Here is a 21,396-nt window from a genome sequence, read left to right as displayed (position 1 = left end):
CATTGACGAAAAAACTCTCTTCGCCAATCGTTTCACTTCCGATCTCATGGCACAAGCCGGTTTTCACACGGTGTGCACGTTGTTCGAACAAGGGAGGCGAAAAACGACATCCGGCAGAACTGCCGGAACGATCATCTATTCTGCCAGACTCAGACGGCCTGCCAATGGGGTGTCTGGACCTTGTAAGGGGTGTCGAATTCCTCGATCAGACGGCTGAACATATGGTGGTCATGCACACTGGTCGGCGCGAGCGGCGCGATACCTGAAAGGTCGCGATGCATCAGACGGTTGAGCGCGCGATTGAATACGCCGGGCCCTGTCTTGTAGGCGATGAACAATCCCGGATGCAGATAACAGTTACGATAGACGTTAAGCAGACACTCGTTCAGCAGGGCGCTCTGCGGTACAGCCCCGAAGAAGTCGTTATGAACGACGTTATTATGTGTGAGGAATAGGACGTTTTCTTCCTTGCGATCGAGAATGAACTCAAGAGCCTGTTCGTCACGAATGCGAATATCGGCATCGAGCCACCAGCCGCCCAACGCTTGGATGACATGAACGCGAAGGATGTCTGCTGCTTCTGCGGGGTGGCGTGCGCCAAGAAAGAGCGAGCGGGCTTCGACGCCATAGACATCGTACAGCCATTGCTCGGCTTCGGGTTTATCGAAAATCTTGACGTCCAGCCCGGTGATCTTGCGATGGAAGTCGAAGTTCCGTGCGATCTCTTCCGGCGGGTTTTTGTCCCAGTAGAGGAAGAGCTTGTTCGGAATGGCACGCGTGGTTCCGCATCCCTTGGAAAAAGGGAAATTCGCAGCGAGCGCGAAACCGAGATAGAGGGAGTCGATTTCCTCGCCGGTGTGAAATTCCTCGAACGCATTAGCGGTCAGCCGCATGGCACCCGTAGGGTCGCCTTCACGCCACGCTTTGTGAACGCTCTCGATGAAATTGGCGTGCGGAATGCTTACTGCGCGTAATTCAGACACTTCCTGGGCGGGTAGTTCCTGCCCTGCCTTCATCAGACAAAGCAGGCGGGCCTGAAGCAGGGACTGGGCCAGTGGATATTCGCCCGGATTTTTCGAATGCAGTTCGTAGGCGATACGATAGAAGCGCGAGGCTTCCTTCACGCGAAAGCTGGTATGCAGGATATTCGCGAGGGTGAAGGCGTGCATGACCGTGGTGCAGCCATTCTGCTGATAGAAAGCCAATGCCTGCCCGTCATCAGCAAAATCATGCTCGGCAAGGGCGCTCAAACCTGTCAGGTAATCCGAAGCGGTGGGCAGAGGCATGAATTCATCGCCAGACGAGGCTTCATTAATCCGGAGTTCGTCCCAAGCGTCGATATCGGCCAATGCAGGGTCTGTCCCCGGATGCTTGCTGTCCATCGCCCTCGAATTCCCGCTTCTGTGACAAATCGCTTTGGCAACCTATCTCACATCGGTATCGAGATGTCCATTCTTCACGCAGGATAGTAATTGAAGGGACTACACGTCATATCTTTTTACATAATATATAATAATTACAATGTGAAGTAATGGTGATTCGAAGTTTCTGATGTGTGGCTTACTCATAAGGCGCTAGTCACAAATCACCCTTGCCGATAACCTCGTCCGTCATTCGGGACGATCAAGTGTTCATTTCCTCGTGCGGTCTGTATCGGCTAAACTATTTTAATAATACGTTATTTTCTATCTGAACTGCGGCTGGCGTTTCAGCTCTCAGTGTATGTGTGTCTGACACATTGATCGATCAAATTGTGCCTTTGTGGGCATGATACACGGCATCGGACGCGATCCGCAAAAAGCGCATCTGCGACAGGTGACTGCAAGGTCCTGGGGGCGACAGTCCAGCCCAGCGTCCTGCGCGTAGAGAACAGGTTTTCTGCAGCGCCTGCATCCCTGAAAATTTCCTTCCAGGGATGGTGGCTCTGGAGGCAGGACGTGCTCCCGCCTCCAGCCGTATCAGTAGCGGTATTCTTCGTGCTTGAACGGTCCGGCAACCGGCACGCCGATGTAATCGGCCTGCTTGGTGCTCATCTGGCTCAGCGCGGCGCCGACCTTGGCGAGATGAAGCGCAGCCACCTTCTCGTCGAGCTTCTTCGGCAGGGTATAGACCTTGTTTTCGTACTGGCCGGGCTTGGCCGTCCAGAGTTCGATTTGCGCCAGGGTCTGGTTGGTGAAGGAAGCCGACATCACGAAGGACGGGTGGCCCGTGGCGTTGCCGAGGTTCACGAGGCGGCCTTCAGATAGCAGGATGATGCGCTTGCCATCGGGGAACTCGATTTCGTCTACCTGCGGCTTGACGTTGTCCCACTTGTAGTTGCGCAGTGCCTCGACCTGAATTTCGCTGTCAAAATGGCCGATATTGCACACGATGGCGCGGTGCTTCATCTCGCGCATGTGCTCGACGGTGATGATGTCGACATTGCCCGTGCAGGTCACGAAGATGTCGCCACGCGGAGCTGCGGCTTCCATCGTCACGACCTCATAGCCTTCCATTGCGGCCTGAAGGGCGCAGATCGGATCGACTTCGGTCACGAGCACGCGGCAGCCAGCATTGCGCAGTGAGGCGGCAGAGCCCTTTCCTACGTCGCCATAACCGGCAACCACGGCAACCTTACCCGCCATCATGACGTCGGTGCCACGGCGGATGGCGTCCACCAGGCTCTCGCGGCAACCGTAGAGGTTGTCGAATTTCGACTTGGTGACGCTGTCATTCACGTTGATGGCCGGAACCTTCAGCGTGCCCTTTTTGGCCATTTCCCAGAGACGATGCACGCCCGTGGTCGTCTCTTCGGAGAGGCCGCGCACGTCATCCAGCATTTCGGGATACTTGTCGTGCATCAGCACGGTCAGATCGCCGCCATCGTCGAGGATCATGTTGGGCGTCCAGCCATCGGGGCCCTTGATGGTCTGCTCGATGCACCACCAGAACTCTTCCTCGCTCAGGCCCTTCCAGGCGAAAACCGGCACGCCCGTCGCGGCGATGGCGGCTGCCGCCTGATCCTGGGTCGAGAAGATGTTGCAGGACGACCAGCGCACGGTCGCGCCGAGAGCCGTCAGCGTTTCGATCAGCACGGCGGTCTGAATCGTCATGTGCAGACAGCCGGCGATGCGCGCGCCCTTGAGCGGCTGGCTTGCGCCATATTCCTCACGGAGCGCCATCAACCCAGGCATTTCGCCTTCGGCAATGGAAATCTCCTTGCGGCCCCACTCGGCCAGGGCGATGTCGCGCACCTTGTAATCGGTCATTCTGAAACCCTTGTTTCTCTGATGAGGGGCATTTGTATAGTGCGAGTTCAGCCATTCGGCCAGCGCGCATGAAAAACGCCCGCTCCTTTCGGGGCGGGCGCTGCGAAACGGTGCTGCCGACTGGAATTTATTGCTGGGCAGATTTATCCATGGTGGTCGCCTTCCTGGCGTGATGCTTATGTTTGGTCGCTTTTTCATGCTGTGGCGACGAGATGGGCATCTTGTCCGACATCTCACCGGTAGGCGTAGCCGTGCCGGCCGGTGCACTCGGCACCTTGGGGTCGGGCTGCTCGTTCATCTGGTTTTTGAATGTCTGGTTCTGCTCGGTGGGATTATGGATCTGGCTGGACTGGTTCTTGAGCGTCTCCGCCTTCTGTGCCGAAGGCGGCACGTCGCTATCTGTCGCGGTGCTGGCCTGGGCAAGGGCAGAATGAGCGGCAAACGGGGCCGTCAGCAGCAGGGATGCAGTCAGGGCGGCTTTGAATGCGTGTTTCATGACAGGCTCCTGTCGAAAACCGGGAAGAGGGACGTCCAGCATGGTTTGTGTTTTTAAAGGACGGTCAGACGAACTGGTAACAAACCGGCAGCGTTCCGGTTTCCTTGCCCGCAGATTAAGGTTTGAAACCGGTTGCCTGTCTCGGGCACACATGCGAGAGAGCGAGCAGCGCGCTGCCCGCGCCCCCGATCCCTCACGATGGAGGATGGCATGTCCAACACACGTTCGCAGCTGCCGTTCTCAGTCGTCGCAGGCCAGGACATGAAGCCGAACGGTGTCTTGCCCCATGGCATCGCAAATGGGCTGGTCTGGGCCATCAGGGCGCGCCCGGGTGAAGACCCTGTGCCGCTTGAGCCGCATGAGATCGAGAGCCTGCTCAACGATCGCACGCCGCCCTCCAATTACCCCAAGCCCTCCGAAAGCTGGGCCTGGCTGCATTTCGACACCGTGCACAGCTCTGCACGCCAGCATGTGGCCACCCTGCCCTGCCTGCCAGAAGATGTCAGCGCCATGCTGGCCGAAACCGAATATGGCGTCATGCTCGAAGCCTTGCCCGGCCTCGTCTGGGGAGCGCTGCCCGCTTTTGACGACGCCGTGTCGGAAGAGGATCGTGATATCTGCGCCTGGCGATTTGCCATGCGCCCCGATCTGCTGATCACGACGCGGCGCAACCCCATTCCTGTTCTGGGGGCCGCGTTTCGTACTCTGCGTGCGGAGTCCATTCCTCGCAGCCCCGCAGGGGTGATCGATCGTGCCCTGCGCGAATTTACCGGTAGTGTGCGGCGCCAGATCGGCAAACTCGATGACGAACTCGACCGTGCCGAAGACGCCCTGCTTCTGATCGAGCGTCGCACCGATCTGGGTCATCTCGGTGGTATCGTCGGTAAGGGCCGACGCCGCGCTACCGAGCTGCGTCGCGTCGTGACCCCGATCGATCGTGTGCTTCGCGACGAGGACCTCGAACTCCCCGAATGGGCGGAGGACGAGCTGCGCGACCGGACCGAGCGCCAGGTTCACGCCGCGCTGGATGACATGATCGCGCTTCTCGATCGTGCCCGATCGCTTCAGGACGAACTCGGTTCGTCACAAGCCGAAGAGACGAACCGGCGTCTCTATATCCTGACGGCAGCGACCATCCTGATGTTTCCTGCGACCCTCGTGACGGGGTTCTTCGGCATGAACACGGGCGGCATGTATCTGGCCAGCGGGCAATATGGCACTCTTGAGGCTGGCTTCGTTTGTTTTATCGCCATGATCCTGACATGGATATTTCTCAAGCTTGCTCGTCTGGTCTGATAGACCCCGAGGGGCATCGAAAGCCGTAAAATTCGGGGGTCAATCAGTGTTCGGCTGAGCGAAAGGCACACGTGCCACTTTCTCCCACGGTCCTCCAAGATAGCGCCATAAATTCAGCGCGGCCGCGTGTTTTTCCTGCCTCGCTGGCTCACTTGCGAGTTGCGCGTACACTACTTGTGCCTCTTGCGGTGACACCTTGTTCTGCACGGTAAGATGCGGTTTCCAGACGGCCTGATCCTGTCTCGTCAGGCAGTCCTTGGGCAGGCATGCGCAAACGGCCTCGCGTATTTCTGCGCCATCGGAGCAGAGCAGACGATAGGCAACGCCCCTACCCAATAGAAAAGGGGCTCCGATCCGTATCAGCGGTGCGGGACGTGTCCGTCTTATGACCTCGAGAATAGTCGGCTCATGCGCAGCGGGGAGCGCATGGAAAAGGGTGACATGTGCCGGTACGATGTTCCGGTCGCGTGGAAAATAGAGATCGCGTTGCGCTTGAGCCCAGGCCTGTTCTTCAGGCGCGAGTTCAAGCGTCAGGATCAGCGGTGCGTCCGGGTGGATGTTCAAGACAATAAACTCCTGCTGCCGTTAGCTTCGCGGTCTGTGCAGAGCGTTTCATCCCCATAGGCGGTTTGCGCAGACGGGGAGAATATGACGCGTTTTCGAAGCTATCTGAGAGATGAGCTTTCGCTTCCGTCGGAAGAATTCAAAGCGGTAAGCCATATTCCGGCTGCGCGGTTATGACCTCTCGATACAGCGAAAACCTGCATGGCTCGTTGAGCAGCTATGAAGTGTTTGAGGATGGTGCGCCGCTTTGGAAGGAGTGACGAAAAGGCCTAACCGGGGAGCGTACCGATGGTATTCTCCGCGGCCAATGCGCGCAGCATGACCCTGTTGGCAAAACGCGACGAGGAAATCCTGTCTCCTCATCCTCAGGGTGGGGAACATGTGATGTCTTCGGCTTCAGGAATTGGAGAGGCACGCAGGCCGGCAGAAGGACTGCTTGCTGCAGGGTTATTCGCTGCCGATATGATGTGCACCACGCGCGCGGGCGAGGTCTTCTTGATGTTGGCGTGCGGCGTAACGGGCGCGTTGTTCGTCTGTGCGTTCGGCGGCGCATGCTGGGCATTGAACGCCTTCGACATAAAGATCCGACAGCTTGGCTTCCGCAGAGACCGGGCGGCGGCAGGCGTGGCACAGATCGTAGGCGCCGGGTTCGAGGCCATGGCGCACGGTGACGCGCTGGTCAAACACGAAGCATTCGCCTTCCCACAGGCTTTCTGCTTCCGGCACGTCCTCGAGGTATTTAAGAATGCCGCCCTTGAGATGATAAACGTCTTCCACCCCTTCGGAGAGAGCGAAGGCAGTGGATTTTTCGCAGCGTATGCCGCCTGTGCAGAACATGGCGATTTTCGGTTTGCGTCCCTCGGCTTCGAGCGCTGCGCGCTTGGCGCGAAACCAGTCGGGAAACTCGCGAAAGCTCTGGATATCGGGGTCGACGGCGCCCTTGAAGGTGCCGACGGCCACCTCATAGTCGTTGCGTGTGTCGATCAGGATCGTGTCCGGGTCGGCAATCAGGGCGTTCCATTCGCCGGCAGGCACATAATGACCCACCCCGGCCAGGGGATCGATGTCAGGCTGACCCATGGTGACGATCTCGCGTTTGAGGCGCACTTTCATACGATTGAAGGGCATCGAATCATCGTAGGAAAGCTTCCATTCCAGCGCATCGCAGCCGGGCAGCGAACGAATATAGCCAAGAATGGCGTCGATACCCTCTGCAGTACCGGCAATTGTTCCGTTGATACCTTCTCGCGCCAAAAGCAACGTCCCTCGGATTTGCAGGCTCATACAGGCATCCAATAAGGGAGCACGCAGCTCGGCCGGATCTGAGAATGGGGTAAAACGATAGAGGGCTGCAATGCAGATGGAATGCTGCGGCATAATAGGGTTCCCGATAACCTCAAAAGCTATTCGCGGCTTCATAGCGCAGGAAGACGGTCAGCTTCCATCAGGAATGGTCAGGCGTCGTGGGATCTTGATGGCATTTCTTGGCCCGAACGTAATTCGAAAAATATTAACGACCTTTAACTAAAATCAGATTATTCGGTAATTTATATCGTTAATTCAAGGCAGCGAGTCTCTGGTTTTAACTGTAGGGATCACCCTCAACTCGCACTGGCCACATTCGCAAAAATGAATTTAACGATTCTGTCCTGAAAATAAGCGGGTTCGGGAGGCTTAAATGGCGACATCAGTGACGGTTCTCAGCGGTGGTAACTGGACTGCGACCTATAAAGACGGTGCCACGTGGTATGTCAGCGGCTCGGTTTCCGCCACGGGCGCCGTTACGCTCTCGAATATCGGGACCCTCACTATCTCCAAGGGGGCAGTCGTATCTGGGGCAACTCTTACGGGAGGCATTCCGACGGTTTCCGTTCTGAATGGCGGCACCATGGTCTCCTCGTACGAGATGAATGGTTACTTGCGTGTTGCGAGCGGGGGCCTCGTTACTGGAAACACGCTTAATTCTACTGAGGTCACTCTATCTTCAGGAGGAAGTTCGGTTGATGACCTGTTCGTCAATAGCGGGTCAGGGGCGGATACGGACGCCTATGTTTACGTAAGTTCGGGCGCCTCTCTACTTGGTGCCACGATGAGCGATGGTGCTGTAGCAGGGTTAGCTCTTTCGGCGTTTTCTGGTGCGACAGTGTCCGGACTGACATTGGGATCCGGGGCCAGTGCCTACCTCTCGTCCGGCGCTACGGCGTCCGACATCAATACGGGCGCTGGCAGCGTTTTATCGATGGCTACCTCCTATGGCAGCGGCAGCAGCTATGTCTATGTTCCACCGCGAAGTGCAGTGGTTCTGAGTGGCGGAACATGGTCAGCCGTATCGATCAACAAAGTCACCTATTATGTGAGTGGAAGCGTTTCCGCGACTGGCGCTGTAACGTTTTCAGCAATATCGACATTGACCATTTCAAGCGGCGCAACGGTTTCTGGCGCCACCATTAGCGGTAGTGTTGCCACAGTATCAGTTATGAGCGGCGGCTTGCTGGAGAATTCTCTTGTTCTCAATGGCTACGTTTCAGCCATGGGTGGGGCCACACTTTCGAGTAATATCCTCAATTCTGATGTCGTCTATCTCTCATCTGGCGCTAAATCGATCGGAGATACTTATATAAACAGTGGGGCGGGGGCTGATGGTTATTCAGACGCCTATATATATAGTGGGGCAACGTTAATATCTCCCTATATAGGGGCATCCAATGCCGGTAGTTTCGTTGTGCGTGTGTCTTCGGGTGCTTCGATCACCGATCCGACGCTCATCAGGAATGGTGGCCAACTTCTTGCATCTGGCGGCACGGTAAGCTCGACAGACCTAACCCCCTGCTATCTGGCCGGAACTCTCATTAAAACCCCTAACGGTATAACTGCTGTCGAAGATATCCAGATCGGTGACAAGGTCTTGGCTCGTGTGGGAGATGTAACCGAGGAGCGCAAAATTATCTGGGCCGGAAAAGCATCAGCGATGATCCGGTCAGATTTGGAGAGTGATCTTTCAGGTTATCCCGTCAGGATTTTAAAAGGAGCTCTTGGAGAAGATTTGCCTAACAAAGACATGCTCATCACGTCGGAACACTGTCTTTTCCTGGATGACGCGTTCGTGCCGATACGTATGTTGGTTAATGGAAGCTCGATCTACTATGATCGCACGTTCAACGAATACGAATATTATCACATCGAGACAGAGCATCACTCTGTGATCATGGCTGACGGAATCTGGAGCGAAAGCTATCTCGATACTGGCAAGCGCCAATCGTTTAGACAGACCGGCGGGGTACATGTTCTGGGTGCCAGAACGCTGGACTGGCATGTTGCCGCAGCAGCCCCATTGAGGACCGATCGCGCCTTCGTCGAGCCTATCTTTGAACGTTTCGCCGCCCAGGCCGGGTTCAATGGTATGCCAACTCATGATGTTGCCCAATTAGAGACAACTTCCGAGCCGGATATCCATATCGTCACAGAGGCGGGGGAGTGGATCGGACGTTGTCGGTCCAGAAACGATCAGTATGTTTTCGTATTGCCGCCGAATGCCCGTGACGTCCGCATTGTCTCCAACACGAGCCGCCCGAGTGATGTCATCGGGCCCTATGTCGATGATAGACGCCGTCTTGGGGTGCTGGTGGGTGCGATCATGCTGTTTGATAGCTGGCAGTCGGTTGATTTGCCGGATGCCCTCAATAATGCCGGCCAGCATGGTTGGAACAATCTCGAGCCATGCGGAAGACGCTGGACAAATGGCAATGCGGCGCTGTCTCTACCTGAGCGCCGTCCGGGCGGTGTGACCCTTCTGGCACTCAGAATTGACGCCGCAGGCCCTTACCTGAAGCCGCGCTTTCCCGCAGAAACGGCTCATTACGGAAGCTCTATCGTTGGAGAGAGTGTGCAGGCACTGCGTCGCGCCTGAGCACCTCTCTGAACTTTCTAGGCAGGCGAGATCAGTAATTCAGGCTGATTTGACCGAGGAAGGTGCGACCGCCAGAGGGTGTGGCGCGGTTCGAGAACAGGCTCTGGTAATTCAGACGGTTCGCAAGGTTGTAGCCGTTAAGCGACATCTTCCAGTGCTTGCCCAGACGATGCGAAATGACGGCATCGAAATCGAGATTAGCGGGAACGCGCAGCGTATTGGTGGTGTTCAGCCAAACATGCTGGCGCCAGGTCATGCCGCCGCCGAACGAGACATTATAGGGCGTGTTCGGGAAGGCTTCATAAACCGACCAGAGGGTCGCCTGATTATGCGGCACATATTGCACCTGTTTGCCTGTAGCACCTTCAGTGCCAGAGTTCAGCGTGTCGCTATCATAAAGCGCGTAGGTGGCCGAGATATTCCACCCGCGCATGATCATGCCGCTGACGGAAAGCTCGAGGCCCTGGTTACGCTGCTTGTCGCTGGAGCTGGTTACTGAACCGGTTACCGGATCAGCGATATCGGCGTTGTTCTTTTCCAGTCGGAACAGCGACGCGGTAAAGCCCATGCGGTCATGGAAGGCGCTGTATTTTGCACCGACTTCATAGAGCGTTGCCTTTTCGGGGCTGGCAAAGGAATTGGTGCCGGGACGGATCGGCACGGAGCCATTGGTCACATACATGCCGCTTGGCGTGGTCGAGGTCGCCCAGGTGAAATAATAGGTCTGATGTTCGTCGGGCGTGCCGACAAGGCTGACATTGGGGTTAAAGACGCTGCTGACCTGATGGTAGTGGATGTCCGGGTTGGTCTTCACGTTTCCGCCGGTCAGATTATAGCTGGTCTGCCAGCGATCCCAGCGGAACCCGCCCTTTACCGACAACCAGTTGGTCAGCCAGATCTGATCGTAGAAGAACAATCCGGTATCGAAGCCATAGCCGTTGGAATGGGATTTGGCGCCGAGCGCGCCGAGAGAGACCAGCCCGCCGGGATTCAGATCGCCAGGGACGAGAAGCAGATTGCCGACATAGGGGTTGGGATTGACCAGTGACGCATAGGGCTTGGCCTTGAGATAGGTCGATTGCGAGCGTACGTCATTCACGCGCTCGATATCGAAGCCGGTAACGATCTGATGTTTCAGAAAGCCTGTGCGGAAATCGGCGACCATTGAGCCGACATTTTGAACCGACCAGCTTGTCTGCTGATAGGGCAGGGGCGCCATGGTGGTGCCTGGCCCTTTCCCGTTACCGGCGCCGCTGGGGCCGGAGCGGGCGACGAGCGCCGAGGCGGGGTTGCCGAGGAAATAATTATTGACGCAGGTGGTGTCGCACGTCGCCTTCGAGGCCGCGAAAGTGCGGTAGAACTGGCCGCCGCGCAGATCGTCGAAGAACTTGATGTGGTCGTTCAGCTTATACGAGAAGCGCGCCGTTTCCATATTGTCGTTGGTGGCATTCTGGTCGTTATTCGTGCCGTAGAAATTGGTACGACGAATTCCGTATTCGGTAATCGGGCCACCGGTCTTGGCACCGGGCGGCGTGACGACAGGCACACCGAAATCGGGGATCGAATTCTCCTGCTGATGCATATATTGCAGTACGAGCGTGGCGCGGTTGCCGAGACCGAAGGCGATCGAGGGCGCAATGCCCCAGCGATGAGAGTAGAGAAAATCGCGACCGACGATATTATTCTCGTTGCCCATGCCGGTGATGCGGAGCGCCGTGTGGTCATCGAGCTTCTTGTTGACGTCGAGCACGCCACGGTAATACGAGCCCGAACCGCCATTGAATTCGGCAGAGTAATGATCGTTCAGGGTCGGTGTCTTGGTCACCATGTTGATGGCGCCACCCGTCGTGCCATTGCCGAAGACCTCGGATGATGGGCCCTTGATGACCGAGATCGTTTCGAGATTGAACGCATCGCGGCTATAGACGCCGAAATCGCGCAGACCGTCCTGATAGATATCGTTCTGGGCCTGAAAGCCGCGGATCAGAAACTGATCGCCATTCATGCCGCCGGCGCCCTCGCCGATGGATGAGGTGACGCCGGGCACGTTGCGTAGGGCTTCGTCCACCGATTTCACGTTCTGCTGCTTCATCAGCATCTGCGGCACGATATTGATCTGCTGCGGCGTATGCAGCGCGTCCTGCGGCATGCGCGAGAGGCCGATCGGGTCTTTCAGCGTGTTGAAACCGTTCCCCATGACCGTGATCTGCTCAGCGGCCTTGTCCTTGTGGCGTTTCTCCTCCTTGCGTTGGCGCTGCGGTTTCTTGTCCTTGCGGGCATCGAGATCGTCCGCTGCGGCATGAGTCTGAGTCGATCCGAGAATGATCCCGGTCAGCACCGGAAGGAGGGACAAGGATTTGCGCGTGGGGGAACGCATGAGGCGCGACACTCCATTAAGTTGCGAGGATTTCGCAACTGAATAATGAAAGCGCGACTGAGTCTCAATTGATTTGTAGCAAAATGTGTTTAGATTTTTCTGAAGTGTTAAAAATGAAACAGTCGAGCATTCACTCGTCCTGCAACGGTGTTTGACCGTAAAAGCTCGTCATAGCTGCCGTAGAGCAAGAGATACGCCATGAAGCGAGAGGGATCGCGGACAGGGCCAACTCTCCCTCTCGTCTGGCCGTCAGGCGAGCTTTCGTGTCGGGCCGCATCGGGCAGCAAGGGTGACATGATCGATTTCTGTCACGAGGCTCACGAAACAGTCTCTTGATCTGGCGGGCGTTTTGGGGAAGGTCGACACGACGCCTTCTCTGCGGCTCATCTGGTCGCTGAGAGAAAAATCACGGGTCAAGGGAGTGCGTTGATGACGTCTGAGAGTCACAGTTTCAGCAATGGGCGATATACGGCCCGCGTTGCTGCTCTGGGCGCCGAGCTTTGCTCGCTAAGCGATGAGACGGGTAGGGAGCTTGTCTGGAATGGGAGTGCCTGGCCGCGTCATTCGCCGGTACTCTTTCCGATCGTGGGCCGCCTGCATGACAATCATGCCCTGATCGACGGTCTCGATTACACTCTCACCCAGCATGGCTTTGCCCGTGATCGTGTCTTTCGCTGGGTCGAACGAACGCCAACCGGCTGTGTTCTGGTGCTCGAAGACGACCCGACCAGCCGGGTGCTGTTTCCTTTCGCGTTCAGCCTGACGCTCAGCTACAGTCTCGATGAAGACGGGCTGCATTTGCGCTACGATCTGGCAAATCCCGATAGTCTCAGCGTGCTTCATGCCTCTCTGGGCGCGCACCCGGCTTTTGTCTGGCCCTTCCAGCCCGGCACGCAGAAGACCGATTACGTCATCGATTTCGAGGCGCCAGAGCCGGAATCGCTCGCCGCTCTGTCGGAGGGGCTGATCGCAGAGGGCGAGAGAGCGAGCCCGGTTATCGGCGCAAGGATTCAGCTCGATGACAGCCTGTTCGAAAACGATGCCCTGATTTTCATGCATCCTGCCAGCCGCAGCCTGCGCTTTCACGCCGAGAAAGGCGAAGCGCTGGTGTTTTCATGGCATGGTTTCGAGCAGCTTGGCCTGTGGATGAAGCCGGGTTCCGATTTTCTCTGCATCGAGCCCTGGCAGGGTTATGCCAGCCCCGTCGATTTCGACGGGCCCTTCGAGCAGAAGCCGGGTCTGCTGCATCTGCAACCCGGCGAGCGCTGGCAGGCCGGATGGTCGGTGCGTCTCGATCTCTGATCGCGCCAGGTGATGGCGCGTGTCATCATAACATCGCTTGCATGATCGGTCGGGTGATGGAACGTTCAGGCCCTTCGTTCCCAGATCCCGATCAGAGGTTTCATGATCCGACGCTCGCTCTGTGCCGTTTCGGCGCTTTTCACGGCCACGCTTGTCACGTCTCTTTCCGACCGGGCTTACGCCTGGGGGCCGTATGGCCATGCCATCGTCGCCGATATCGCGCAAAGCCGCCTCACGCCGCAGGCGACGAGCGAAGTTACGCGGCTTTTGGCTCTGGAAAATCATCAGACGCTCGATCAGGTTGCGTCATGGCCCGATACGATCGGCCACGTGCCCAGAGAAAAGGGCGGTCTGCCCCAGACCCTGCCTTGGCATTATGTCGATACCGACGCGAAATTCGCCACCTACGACATGGCGCGCGATTGCGGCAACGATATTTGCGTCACTGAAAAACTACCGGAAATGGAGAAGATCCTTGCCGATCCCAAGGCAGCCCCAGCCGATCGACTGGTTGCGCTGAAATGGATCGTTCATCTCGCGGGCGATCTGCATCAGCCGCTTCACGCTGCCGAACGCGATCACGATAAGGGCGGGAATATGGTGAAGGTCTCGTATTTCGGCCAAGACCGGGACGGGCACGAAAACCTGCATTCACTCTGGGACGAAGGCATCATGGATCATGAGCGCCATCTCGTGGTGGGGCCGCATTATTCCATCGATTTTGCCAAGGCGCATGACGAGGCCGAGCGACTCAACGCCCAGATCACACCCGGTCAGGCCGCGTTCTGGACAGGCGATTTCTCGGCTGGAAACGTTCATGAGTCGGTCGTCAAATGGACCGATGAGAGTCATGCTCTGGCGCGCAGTGTCGCTTACGGTGCGCTGCCCGCAGGAAAAAAGAAAGATCTGGGTGAGGCCTATACGGCCATCGCGTTTCCGGTCATCGAGACCCGTCTTCAACAGGCTGGCGTGCGTCTGGCCGATCTGATCAATACGGCCTTCCCGACTCCCTGACCCGATCAGAAGAGGGCGTCGATGTGGCGCCCCTCTTCAGCGTCAGAGCTGGCCGAAGACCTGCTGATAGAAGGCCAGTTCTCTGGCGAAGCTGTCTTTCAGGGTCTGTTCCTGACGAAACCCATGGCCTTCGCCTTCATAGATATGCAGTTCGGAATGCCGCCCAAGAGCCAGCAGGCCGTCATGCATGGCCTGCGCCTGGGCAAGAGGCACCACCTTGTCGAGATCGCCATGCAGAAACAGCACCGGCGCCGTGATTTCGGCGACGTGGCTGAGAGGTGAACGCGCCAGATAAAGTGCTTCCTGCTCGGGATAAGGGCCGATCAGCCGATCGAGATAGCGGGATTCGAATTTATGCGTATCTCCCGCGAGGGCGCGCAGATCGGTCACGCCATAAAGCGAGCATCCGGCGGCAAAGACGTCGGATGACGCCAGTGCCGTCAAGACTGTGAGCCCGCCCGCGCTGCTGCCTCGAATGACGCAGCGTTTGGGGTCGGCAAGACCCTGTGCGGTGACATGGCGCACGGCGGCGATGCAATCCTGCACGTCAACGATGCCCCATTGCCCCTCCAGCGCCTCGCGATAGGCGCGGCCGAACCCTGTCGAGCCTCGGTAATTGACGTCCAGCACGGCGAAGCCCCGGCTTGTCCACCATTGCACCTTGAAAGAGAAGGCTGCGCTGGCGCGCGCTGTCGGGCCGCCATGAGCCATCACGACCAGCGGCGGGCGCTCTGCGGTCGCGAGGTTGTGGTGACGATTGACTGGCGCATAATAAAGTGCATGGGCTGTTTCGCCGCCGTCTGAGGAAAAGGACAGCGCTATCGGCGCAGCGCAGTCACGCGCGTCCACCCCATCGGGAAAGGCGAAGGCCTGTCTGATGCGATGGTTATTATCGCCGATGACGATGGCGGGCGGGGCGTCGGGTGGGGTGTCGATCCAGGCGAGCGTGTCATCGAACGGTACCGGGCACTGGGCCGCGTTGTGTTCGGGCAGGTCTGCCCAGATGCCGTTTTCGAGAATACCGATCCGGTTGCCGCCCTGCGCCACGATCTGAGCCATGAGACGGCCATCGGGCAGGGGGCTCAGACTGCGCTGGCCGAACACCCAATGCGGGAACCCGGTTTCCCCCTTCGGATCGGGCAGCCATTCCTGCGCCCGCACAGGGTCGGTCGAAAACCGGCAGGGTCGCCAGGACCCTTCTGCATCGCTGCTGGCAAGAAGCGTATGGGCGCTCTCCCAGACCGGATCGACCAGGCTGCAACGTGTGGTTTCGCCGCAGACCGCACGGGGCGCGCCAGAATCCGGTACGCCATCATGCCAGGCGAGCGGCGCGACGGACAAGGTCGTTGCATCCCAAGGCATGTCTGGGTGTGACCAGGAAATCCACGCCAGATGCGCATCGTCCGGGGCCGGGCGGGGCGCTGCATAGAAATCGGCGCCTTCGATCAAAACCTTCTCGGTCTGACGATCCAGCCAGACGATGGCAGCTTTCGCCTCGCCCGCCTCGCGCGTGTCTTCACGCACGCAGAACACGCCGCGCTCTGCCGCATCGAAGGAGAATTCGGCATAAGAACAGCCTGGGCTGGAGGCGAGAGCAATCAGCGTGCCGTCGGCTTCCCTCAGCCAGATGCTACCCGTCTTACGGTCGCTGAACACCACGCGCTGCGTTGACGATACGCGATAGGCGCCGCCGCCATATTCATGGACACGCGTGCCCACATCATGCGTTGATGGTAATAAATCCTGAGGCGTTTCGTTGCGTTTGACGCTGACAAGGGCCGTGCGGCCTCCTTCCTGCGGTCGCCCTTCGAGCCAGTACAGCCTGTCTCCTGCGGCCTGAAGCTCGGCAAGGGAGACGCTGCGGCCTGCCACAAGGTCTGGTGCGACCCATGAGGGCCAGGAACCGGAAGGGATCGAAGATGGATTCGTCATAGGATTCAGGATAATCCGACTGAAACCATCTGACGAGTTTTCCTGGGAGCGGCTTTCAGGCATCAAGTCGGACTCTTTATCGCCCAGCCTGCCAAGGATAAGAGCCCTGCTGCATTTTCTGGAACATTTGCTGAAGGAGTACGGCTACGGCATCGTCGGTGTCGTGGTCATGCTCGAAAGCATGGGTCTGCCCTTGCCTGCCGAAAGCCTGATCATCGGCGCGGCGCTTTATGCCGCCACCACCCATCACCTTGAAATTCGTTGGGTGGCTGTTGCTGCGGTGACTGGGGCCATCATGGGTGATAATTTCGGTTATCTGATCGGGCGCTCCATCGGCTTCAAGCTTTTGCAAAAGCATGGCGGCATGGTCGGGCTCTCGCCAGAGCGTCTGTTGCTCGGGCGTTATCTCTTCAAGCGCCATGGCGGTACGGTCGTCTTTATCGGGCGTTTTCTGGCCATCTTGCGTGTTTTCGTGGCGCTTCTGGCCGGGGCCAATCATATGCCCTGGAAATCGTTCCTGCTGCATAACGCGCTGGGCGGTATCTGCTGGGCGGGCGGCTATTCTCTGGCCACCTATTTTCTCGGGAAGGAAATTCTCCGCCTCTCCGGCCCGCTTGCCATCGGAATCGGGTCGCTGGTTGTCCTGTTCCTCGGGGTCAGTCTCTATTTCCTGAAAAAGAACGAAAAGCGCCTCACCGACGAGGCCCTGAAAGAGGCCAAGGCCGAGGCCCCAGCCGAAAGAGGCGCATGATGAGCGAAATCGCCTATCCGTCCTGCAAGGGGCAGACGGCTATCGTTACCGGCGCCACTGGCGGGCTCGGCCTGGCAACGGCCACGGGGCTTGCGCGCAACGGGGCCGCAGTCATCGTGACCGGGCGCAATGCGGAAAAAGGGCGTGAGGCCTTGGCCACGATCGAGAAAACCGTGCCCGGTGCGCGTGTGCGTTTCGAAGGGCTGGATCTGGCTTCTCTCGCCTCCATCGTGCGCTTTGCCGAGCGTATGAGTGGCCAGCCCGTGCATATTCTGGTCAATAATGCCGGTGTCATGGCGCCGCCTCAGCGCCGCTCTACCCAGGATGGATTCGAGCTGCAATTCGGCACCAATCATCTGGGTCATTTTGCCCTGACCGGGCGACTTCTTTCGTCTCTGATCGCCGGACAGGCGCGTATCGTGACCGTGGCGTCTCTAGCCGCCTGGAAAGGCGAGATCCCGTTTGACGATCTCAACGCGACCGAGAGTTACAGGCGTTTTGCCCGTTATCGTCAGAGCAAGCTTGCCAATCTGCTGTTCAGCCTGGAACTCGATCGGCGCGCCAGAGCCACCGGGGCCCCGCTTCATGTGCGTGCCGCCCATCCCGGCTGGTCGACCAGCGCGATCATCACCAATAGCGCTGCGCTCGGCGTGTCGCACTCGCCCCTCAATCGCGCCCTGGCCATGACGCAGGATCGTCTCGGGAATGTGTTGTTCCGCCTGATGGGGCAGGATGTGACCGCAGGCGCGGCTCCCTTTCTCTACGCGGCGCTCTCTCCAGCCGCGCGAAATGGCGGTTATTACGGCCCTCAGGGCGCGGGTGAGAGACGTGGTCCGCCCGGCCCGGCCATGCTTCCCCCCGCAGCCATGGGGCTTTCCCTTGCTGGAAAGCTCTGGCAGGCTTCTGAGAACATGACCGGTGTACGGTTCGAGTGGGAGAGAGTCCGATGAGCATGACCCTATCCGTTTTCAAGGAAAGCCTCGAAGACGGCATTCCCCCCCAGGGCCTCTCTCCCGCTCTGCTCGCCCTCTGGTGGGGTGGGCGTTCCGATTGGCCCGCAGCCCATGAAATTGTGCAGTCGAACGAGCAGGACCCGGAATGCAACTGGGTCCATGCCTGGCTGCATCGCGTCGAAGACGATGTCGATAACGCCCGTTACTGGTATCGCCGCGCAGGCCACGCCATGGGGCACGGACCCATCATGGATGAGTGGAAGACCATTGTTATCCGTCTGTTGAGCGGATCCGGATATTAAGTGATCCGGGGCGCTGCCCCGTTCCCCGCCAAAGGACAGTCGTCCTTTGGAAACCTGATTGATTTCGAGCGGGGATCGAAGGGGCTTGCCCCTTCGCGGGTTCAGGGCGGAGCCCTGAAGGTGCTTCAGCCTTCCTGCTTGGGCAGGTTTTCTGCGATGTACGGCGGCAGGTTGAACGCGCCGACATGGATTTCCGGCGTCCAGTAGCGTGTCGTACCGAGAATGCCTGCGGCTTCGGCGCGTGCGCGTACGTCTTCAACGGTCTGCTTGGTGGGGTTAACGCCTTTGGCGGCAACGCCAAGCGTCATGAAGCCACCGACATAGGTCGGTACGGCAGCGACGTAAGCCGAGACATGCGGGAAGAAGGTTGCGCGACGGGCGCTGGTTTCGCGCAGTTCGTCTGCCTGCATGAAGGGCACGCCGCACTGGTTGACGATGAGGCCCTGAGCCGAAAGGATGCGGGCGCAATCCTTGTAGAAAGCATCGGTGAAGAGGACTTCGCCCACGCCGATCGGGTCGGTCGAGTCGACGATGATGACGTCGAACGAGCCGTCTTCGGCCTTGGCGACGTAGTCGATGCCGTCACCGACGATGACATCGGCGCGCGGGTCGTTCCAGGCATCGCCTGCGATGTTGGGCAGATGCTGCTTGGAGAGTTCGATCACGGCGCCGTCGATCTCGACCATGACGGCCTTTTCGACGGTCTTGTGCTGGAGCACGCGGCGGAGAACGCCGCCGTCACCGGCACCGATGATCAGCACGCGCTTTGCATCGGGATGCGTCAGCAGAGGTACATGCGTCAGCATTTCCTGATAGACGAATTCGTCACGCTCGGTGATCTGGATGACGCCGTCGAGCACGAGAACGCGGCCGTGGAAGTCGCTTTCGAACACCACGATGTCCTGAAAGTCGCTCTTGACGCGTGCAAGTTCGCGCGTGACGCGAAAGCGCTGGCCCCAGTCAGGGTACAGGGTTTCGTTGATCCAAGATTCAGACATTGCGCTGCCTTTCCCTCATGAAAAAAAGGCCGGGCTTCGGGCCCGGCCTTATCTGCATTTCACGCAGATCCTGACATCGGTCAGGCTACGTTATCGATCTTCTCGCGACCGCGACGCACTTCGTCAGCAACGACGCGACCAGCCTGGAATAGACGCTGCATGACCGGAATCGTCAGATTCGGGTCGCAGGCGCCGCACATGAACACGTCAACGGCAGCGAAATTACGCTCGGGCCAGGTGTGGATCGAGATGTGGCTCTCGGCCAGAACGATCACGCCCGACACGCCGCCATTGGGCGTGAAGTGATGGAAGTGGCTGTGCAGGATCGTCGCTCCTGCGGTAACCGCGGCTTCGCAAAGCGTGGCATCGATCGATGCAGGGTCGTCCAAATTCTTGGCGTCCCAAAAATCGATCAGCAGGTGATGACCGGCGAAGCGTTCACCATCACGCTCAATAAAGTAATCCTTGCACACCTCTTCATGAGATGTGTTCGATGCGACAGTCTGGTTATCTCTCGGGAGTCCCGATACCATCCCCAGTTGAGCAAGTGCGTTCATCACGTACCTCTAAACCAGCAGACAGCCTGTTGGGCAACATGCCCCCTTGGGCCAAGGCCGCGCAATTAAAGGTCATACCCCCCGGATGCAAGAAGTTTTTGCACCCGGTCATCGTATTTTCATCAAACGGTCAGAGATGACTTGTCACCCGCGCACGACCCGAAAGGCACCGAAAAACTCGACGCTGACGATCAGAGGGGCGCAGGCTTCGTCAAGCGCGGCAAAGGCTTCGGGATGATCTGTCTTGAATTCAAGGTAGGCCTGATAGGACGCCCATTCATCGATCGCGATGTAGCGACCGGTCTGCATCACGTCGGCAATGAGCTTTGTCCCGCGATAGGAGGGCTCGTTGCGAAAAAGCCGTGCCCATGGGCCTTCAGGCCCATAGGTCGATTCGAACGTCTCGATCTGGCTTGCAACGACAGCGTAGCTTCGGACGATCTCACAGTTCACGTCCATCAGCCCCTGGTGGCGATCGATCTGCCTTTGGAGCCCAGATCGGCAAAGGCCTCTTCAAGACGATCCACAATGCTCTTTTCACCGACGCGAAGCCATTTGCGCGGGTCATAGAACTTCTTGTAGGGCGCGTCGGTCTCAGGGTCGATCTGGTGCAGGAAAGCCTTGGGATGGTCCAGCACGTATTGGCCGATCCCGTTGGCAAAGGCGAACTGGACATCGGTGTCGATGTTCATCTTGAACACGCCATAGGAAACGGCAGCGGTGATCTTGTCCTTCTCCGAGCCCGAACCGCCGTGGAAGACGAGGGCGAGCGGCTTGGGGCCGAGCCCGGTCTTTTCTGACACGTGCTCCTGGGAATGGAGCAGGATCTCAGGGCGAAGCTGCACATTGCCCGGCTTGTAGACACCATGAACATTGCCGAAAGAGGCCGCAACCGTCACATGGCCGAGCGGCGAGAGGCGGTTCCAGGCGACCAGAACGTCTTCGGGCTGGGTGTAGAGATGGGCGTTGTCTTCGTGATCTTCGAGATCATGGCCGACACCGTCTTCCTCGCCGCCGGTGACGCCAAGTTCGATTTCGAGGCTGATGCCAAGCTTGGCCATGCGGGGGAGCAGACGCGCGCATTCGGCCAGATTCTCTTCCAGCGGCTCGGCAGAGAGGTCGAGCATGTGCGACGAAAAGAGCGGCGGGCGACCCGCAGCAACTTCCGCCTCGCTCAGATCGAGCAGGCCCTCAACCCAGGGGATAAGCTTGCGATCGGCATGATCGGTATGAAGAATGACGCAGATGCCGTACTCCTTGGCGAGGAGATGGACATGGCGCGCCATGGCAGCCGCACCGAGAACGCGGGCCTTGTGCTGGTCGGCCAGGCCCTCACCGGCATAGAATCTGGCGCCGCCATTGGAGCATTGAACGATGACATCCGAGTTGTTGCGTGCTGCCGCTTCGAGAACCGCATTGACGCTGTCGGTGCCCACAACATTGATGGCCGGCAGGGCATAGCCGCCCTCCTTGCAGGCTTCGATCAGGGCGAGATAGTCATCACCTGTGACAACTCCCGGGGGCAGAACTCGGCTGGGGCGCGATGCATTCGGGCGTGTAGGGGTCATAATGATCTCATGTCTCTGATAACGGGTCGTCACGTCTATTTTATCGCCATCTGATAAAGCTGTGCCTAGACCTTTCATGGACACATTGAAGTCATTCTCGTTGCAGAACCGCAGGATCAACGCGGTTTTGG

Annotated in this window: 18 protein-coding genes; 7 read left to right on the top strand and 11 right to left on the bottom strand. The window is 58.3% G+C overall.

All coding sequences use genetic code 11. The features are described 5' to 3' along the window. Positions 1–149 precede the first annotated feature (149 nt). From ABHV46_RS08710 to ABHV46_RS08700, 3 genes are all read right to left on the bottom strand, one after another. Positions 150–1,382 carry a hypothetical protein gene (locus tag ABHV46_RS08710; RefSeq protein WP_438381150.1) on the bottom strand — a complete coding sequence of 411 codons (1,233 nt, stop codon included), beginning with the start codon at positions 1,380–1,382 and terminating at the stop codon, positions 150–152. A gap of 576 nt (positions 1,383–1,958) precedes the next feature. Continuing rightward, the gene (gene ahcY, locus ABHV46_RS08705) at positions 1,959–3,248 is read right to left on the bottom strand and encodes an adenosylhomocysteinase (protein WP_438381149.1); all 1,290 of its coding nucleotides are present in this window, start codon (positions 3,246–3,248) and stop codon (positions 1,959–1,961) included. 127 nt (positions 3,249–3,375) lie between these two features. Then, the gene (locus tag ABHV46_RS08700; RefSeq protein WP_438381148.1) at positions 3,376–3,744 is read right to left on the bottom strand and encodes a hypothetical protein; all 369 of its coding nucleotides are present in this window, start codon (positions 3,742–3,744) and stop codon (positions 3,376–3,378) included. A gap of 210 nt (positions 3,745–3,954) precedes the next feature. Between ABHV46_RS08700 and ABHV46_RS08695 the strand changes: the two genes are divergently transcribed. Next, complete coding sequence (locus ABHV46_RS08695; RefSeq protein WP_438381147.1) at positions 3,955–5,040, top strand: CorA family divalent cation transporter; 1,086 nt, start codon at positions 3,955–3,957, stop codon at positions 5,038–5,040. 39 nt (positions 5,041–5,079) lie between these two features. Here ABHV46_RS08695 and ABHV46_RS08690 read toward each other — a convergent pair whose 3' ends face one another. Together ABHV46_RS08690 and trhO are read right to left on the bottom strand one after the other, a co-directional pair. Beyond that, complete coding sequence (locus tag ABHV46_RS08690; protein WP_336946971.1) at positions 5,080–5,604, bottom strand: 2'-5' RNA ligase family protein; 525 nt, start codon at positions 5,602–5,604, stop codon at positions 5,080–5,082. A gap of 447 nt (positions 5,605–6,051) precedes the next feature. Further along, positions 6,052–6,981: an oxygen-dependent tRNA uridine(34) hydroxylase TrhO gene (gene trhO / locus ABHV46_RS08685; protein WP_438381146.1), complete on the bottom strand. Its 930-nt coding sequence runs from the start codon at positions 6,979–6,981 to the stop codon at positions 6,052–6,054. 301 nt (positions 6,982–7,282) lie between these two features. On the opposite strand from trhO, the gene ABHV46_RS08680 reads away from it, so the two are divergent. Then, positions 7,283–9,511 carry a Hint domain-containing protein gene (locus ABHV46_RS08680; protein ID WP_438381145.1) on the top strand — a complete coding sequence of 743 codons (2,229 nt, stop codon included), beginning with the start codon at positions 7,283–7,285 and terminating at the stop codon, positions 9,509–9,511. Positions 9,512–9,542: 31 nt separating this feature from the next. Here the strand turns inward: ABHV46_RS08680 and ABHV46_RS08675 are convergent, their stop codons facing one another. Continuing rightward, positions 9,543–11,888, bottom strand: coding sequence for a TonB-dependent receptor (locus ABHV46_RS08675; protein ID WP_438381144.1), 2,346 nt, complete (start codon positions 11,886–11,888; stop codon positions 9,543–9,545). Positions 11,889–12,317: 429 nt separating this feature from the next. On the opposite strand from ABHV46_RS08675, the gene ABHV46_RS08670 reads away from it, so the two are divergent. Both ABHV46_RS08670 and ABHV46_RS08665 read left to right on the top strand, forming a co-directional pair. Further along, positions 12,318–13,190, top strand: coding sequence for an aldose 1-epimerase family protein (locus ABHV46_RS08670; RefSeq protein ID WP_438381143.1), 873 nt, complete (start codon positions 12,318–12,320; stop codon positions 13,188–13,190). 102 nt (positions 13,191–13,292) lie between these two features. Continuing rightward, positions 13,293–14,204: a S1/P1 nuclease gene (locus ABHV46_RS08665; protein WP_438381142.1), complete on the top strand. Its 912-nt coding sequence runs from the start codon at positions 13,293–13,295 to the stop codon at positions 14,202–14,204. 42 nt (positions 14,205–14,246) lie between these two features. Here the strand turns inward: ABHV46_RS08665 and ABHV46_RS08660 are convergent, their stop codons facing one another. Then, complete coding sequence (locus ABHV46_RS08660) at positions 14,247–16,136, bottom strand: alpha/beta hydrolase family protein (RefSeq protein ID WP_438381141.1); 1,890 nt, start codon at positions 16,134–16,136, stop codon at positions 14,247–14,249. 169 nt (positions 16,137–16,305) lie between these two features. On the opposite strand from ABHV46_RS08660, the gene ABHV46_RS08655 reads away from it, so the two are divergent. The 3 genes from ABHV46_RS08655 to ABHV46_RS08645 are packed head-to-tail and all read left to right on the top strand — an operon-like array spanning position 16,306 to position 18,142. After that, positions 16,306–16,887 carry a DedA family protein gene (locus tag ABHV46_RS08655; RefSeq protein WP_336947054.1) on the top strand — a complete coding sequence of 194 codons (582 nt, stop codon included), beginning with the start codon at positions 16,306–16,308 and terminating at the stop codon, positions 16,885–16,887. Beyond that, a complete protein-coding gene (locus ABHV46_RS08650) occupies positions 16,884–17,837 on the top strand; it encodes an SDR family oxidoreductase (RefSeq protein WP_438381140.1) in 954 nt (317 codons plus the stop codon). The genes ABHV46_RS08655 and ABHV46_RS08650 overlap by 4 nt, the downstream gene beginning before the upstream one ends. A gap of 2 nt (positions 17,838–17,839) precedes the next feature. Continuing rightward, positions 17,840–18,142 carry a hypothetical protein gene (locus tag ABHV46_RS08645; RefSeq protein ID WP_336946979.1) on the top strand — a complete coding sequence of 101 codons (303 nt, stop codon included), beginning with the start codon at positions 17,840–17,842 and terminating at the stop codon, positions 18,140–18,142. Between the two features lie 125 nt (positions 18,143–18,267). On the opposite strand, the gene speE is transcribed toward ABHV46_RS08645, so the two are convergent. The 4 genes from speE to fbaA all read right to left on the bottom strand — a co-directional run bounded on the left by speE (position 18,268) and on the right by fbaA (position 21,265). Next, the gene (speE, locus tag ABHV46_RS08640; RefSeq protein WP_336946980.1) at positions 18,268–19,140 is read right to left on the bottom strand and encodes a polyamine aminopropyltransferase; all 873 of its coding nucleotides are present in this window, start codon (positions 19,138–19,140) and stop codon (positions 18,268–18,270) included. A gap of 80 nt (positions 19,141–19,220) precedes the next feature. Next, entirely contained in the window at positions 19,221–19,697 is a 477-nt protein-coding gene (gene speD / locus ABHV46_RS08635; protein WP_025841063.1) for an adenosylmethionine decarboxylase, read from the bottom strand. Positions 19,698–19,841: 144 nt separating this feature from the next. Then, complete coding sequence (locus ABHV46_RS08630; protein ID WP_438381139.1) at positions 19,842–20,156, bottom strand: hypothetical protein; 315 nt, start codon at positions 20,154–20,156, stop codon at positions 19,842–19,844. Then, positions 20,156–21,265 (bottom strand): class II fructose-bisphosphate aldolase, encoded by a 1,110-nt coding sequence (gene fbaA, locus ABHV46_RS08625; RefSeq protein WP_438381138.1) that lies wholly within the window; start codon positions 21,263–21,265, stop codon positions 20,156–20,158. Before fbaA ends, ABHV46_RS08630 begins: the two co-directional genes overlap by 1 nt. Positions 21,266–21,396: the final 131 nt, after the last annotated feature.

It is taken from the genome of Asaia sp. BMEF1, from assembly GCF_051628905.1.
Taxonomy (GTDB): domain Bacteria; phylum Pseudomonadota; class Alphaproteobacteria; order Acetobacterales; family Acetobacteraceae; genus Asaia.
This window is presented reverse-complemented; position numbering and strand designations above follow the sequence as displayed.

What these genes read in the sequence shown, in the direction of transcription:
- ABHV46_RS08660 (WP_438381141.1), bottom strand. Translation starts at nt 16,136, where the DNA reads ATGACGAATCCATCTTCGATCCCTTCCGGTTCCTGGCCCTCATGGGTC.
- ABHV46_RS08700 (WP_438381148.1), bottom strand. Translation starts at nt 3,744, where the DNA reads ATGAAACACGCATTCAAAGCCGCCCTGACTGCATCCCTGCTGCTGACG.
- ABHV46_RS08675 (WP_438381144.1), bottom strand. Translation starts at nt 11,888, where the DNA reads ATGCGTTCCCCCACGCGCAAATCCTTGTCCCTCCTTCCGGTGCTGACC.
- ABHV46_RS08670 (WP_438381143.1), top strand. Translation starts at nt 12,318, where the DNA reads ATGACGTCTGAGAGTCACAGTTTCAGCAATGGGCGATATACGGCCCGC.
- trhO (WP_438381146.1), bottom strand. Translation starts at nt 6,981, where the DNA reads ATGCCGCAGCATTCCATCTGCATTGCAGCCCTCTATCGTTTTACCCCA.
- ABHV46_RS08630 (WP_438381139.1), bottom strand. Translation starts at nt 20,156, where the DNA reads ATGGACGTGAACTGTGAGATCGTCCGAAGCTACGCTGTCGTTGCAAGC.
- ABHV46_RS08665 (WP_438381142.1), top strand. Translation starts at nt 13,293, where the DNA reads ATGATCCGACGCTCGCTCTGTGCCGTTTCGGCGCTTTTCACGGCCACG.
- speD (WP_025841063.1), bottom strand. Translation starts at nt 19,697, where the DNA reads ATGAACGCACTTGCTCAACTGGGGATGGTATCGGGACTCCCGAGAGAT.
- ABHV46_RS08650 (WP_438381140.1), top strand. Translation starts at nt 16,884, where the DNA reads ATGATGAGCGAAATCGCCTATCCGTCCTGCAAGGGGCAGACGGCTATC.
- ABHV46_RS08695 (WP_438381147.1), top strand. Translation starts at nt 3,955, where the DNA reads ATGTCCAACACACGTTCGCAGCTGCCGTTCTCAGTCGTCGCAGGCCAG.
- ABHV46_RS08655 (WP_336947054.1), top strand. Translation starts at nt 16,306, where the DNA reads ATGCTCGAAAGCATGGGTCTGCCCTTGCCTGCCGAAAGCCTGATCATC.
- ABHV46_RS08645 (WP_336946979.1), top strand. Translation starts at nt 17,840, where the DNA reads ATGACCCTATCCGTTTTCAAGGAAAGCCTCGAAGACGGCATTCCCCCC.
- ABHV46_RS08680 (WP_438381145.1), top strand. Translation starts at nt 7,283, where the DNA reads ATGGCGACATCAGTGACGGTTCTCAGCGGTGGTAACTGGACTGCGACC.
- ahcY (WP_438381149.1), bottom strand. Translation starts at nt 3,248, where the DNA reads ATGACCGATTACAAGGTGCGCGACATCGCCCTGGCCGAGTGGGGCCGC.
- ABHV46_RS08710 (WP_438381150.1), bottom strand. Translation starts at nt 1,382, where the DNA reads ATGGACAGCAAGCATCCGGGGACAGACCCTGCATTGGCCGATATCGAC.
- speE (WP_336946980.1), bottom strand. Translation starts at nt 19,140, where the DNA reads ATGTCTGAATCTTGGATCAACGAAACCCTGTACCCTGACTGGGGCCAG.
- fbaA (WP_438381138.1), bottom strand. Translation starts at nt 21,265, where the DNA reads ATGACCCCTACACGCCCGAATGCATCGCGCCCCAGCCGAGTTCTGCCC.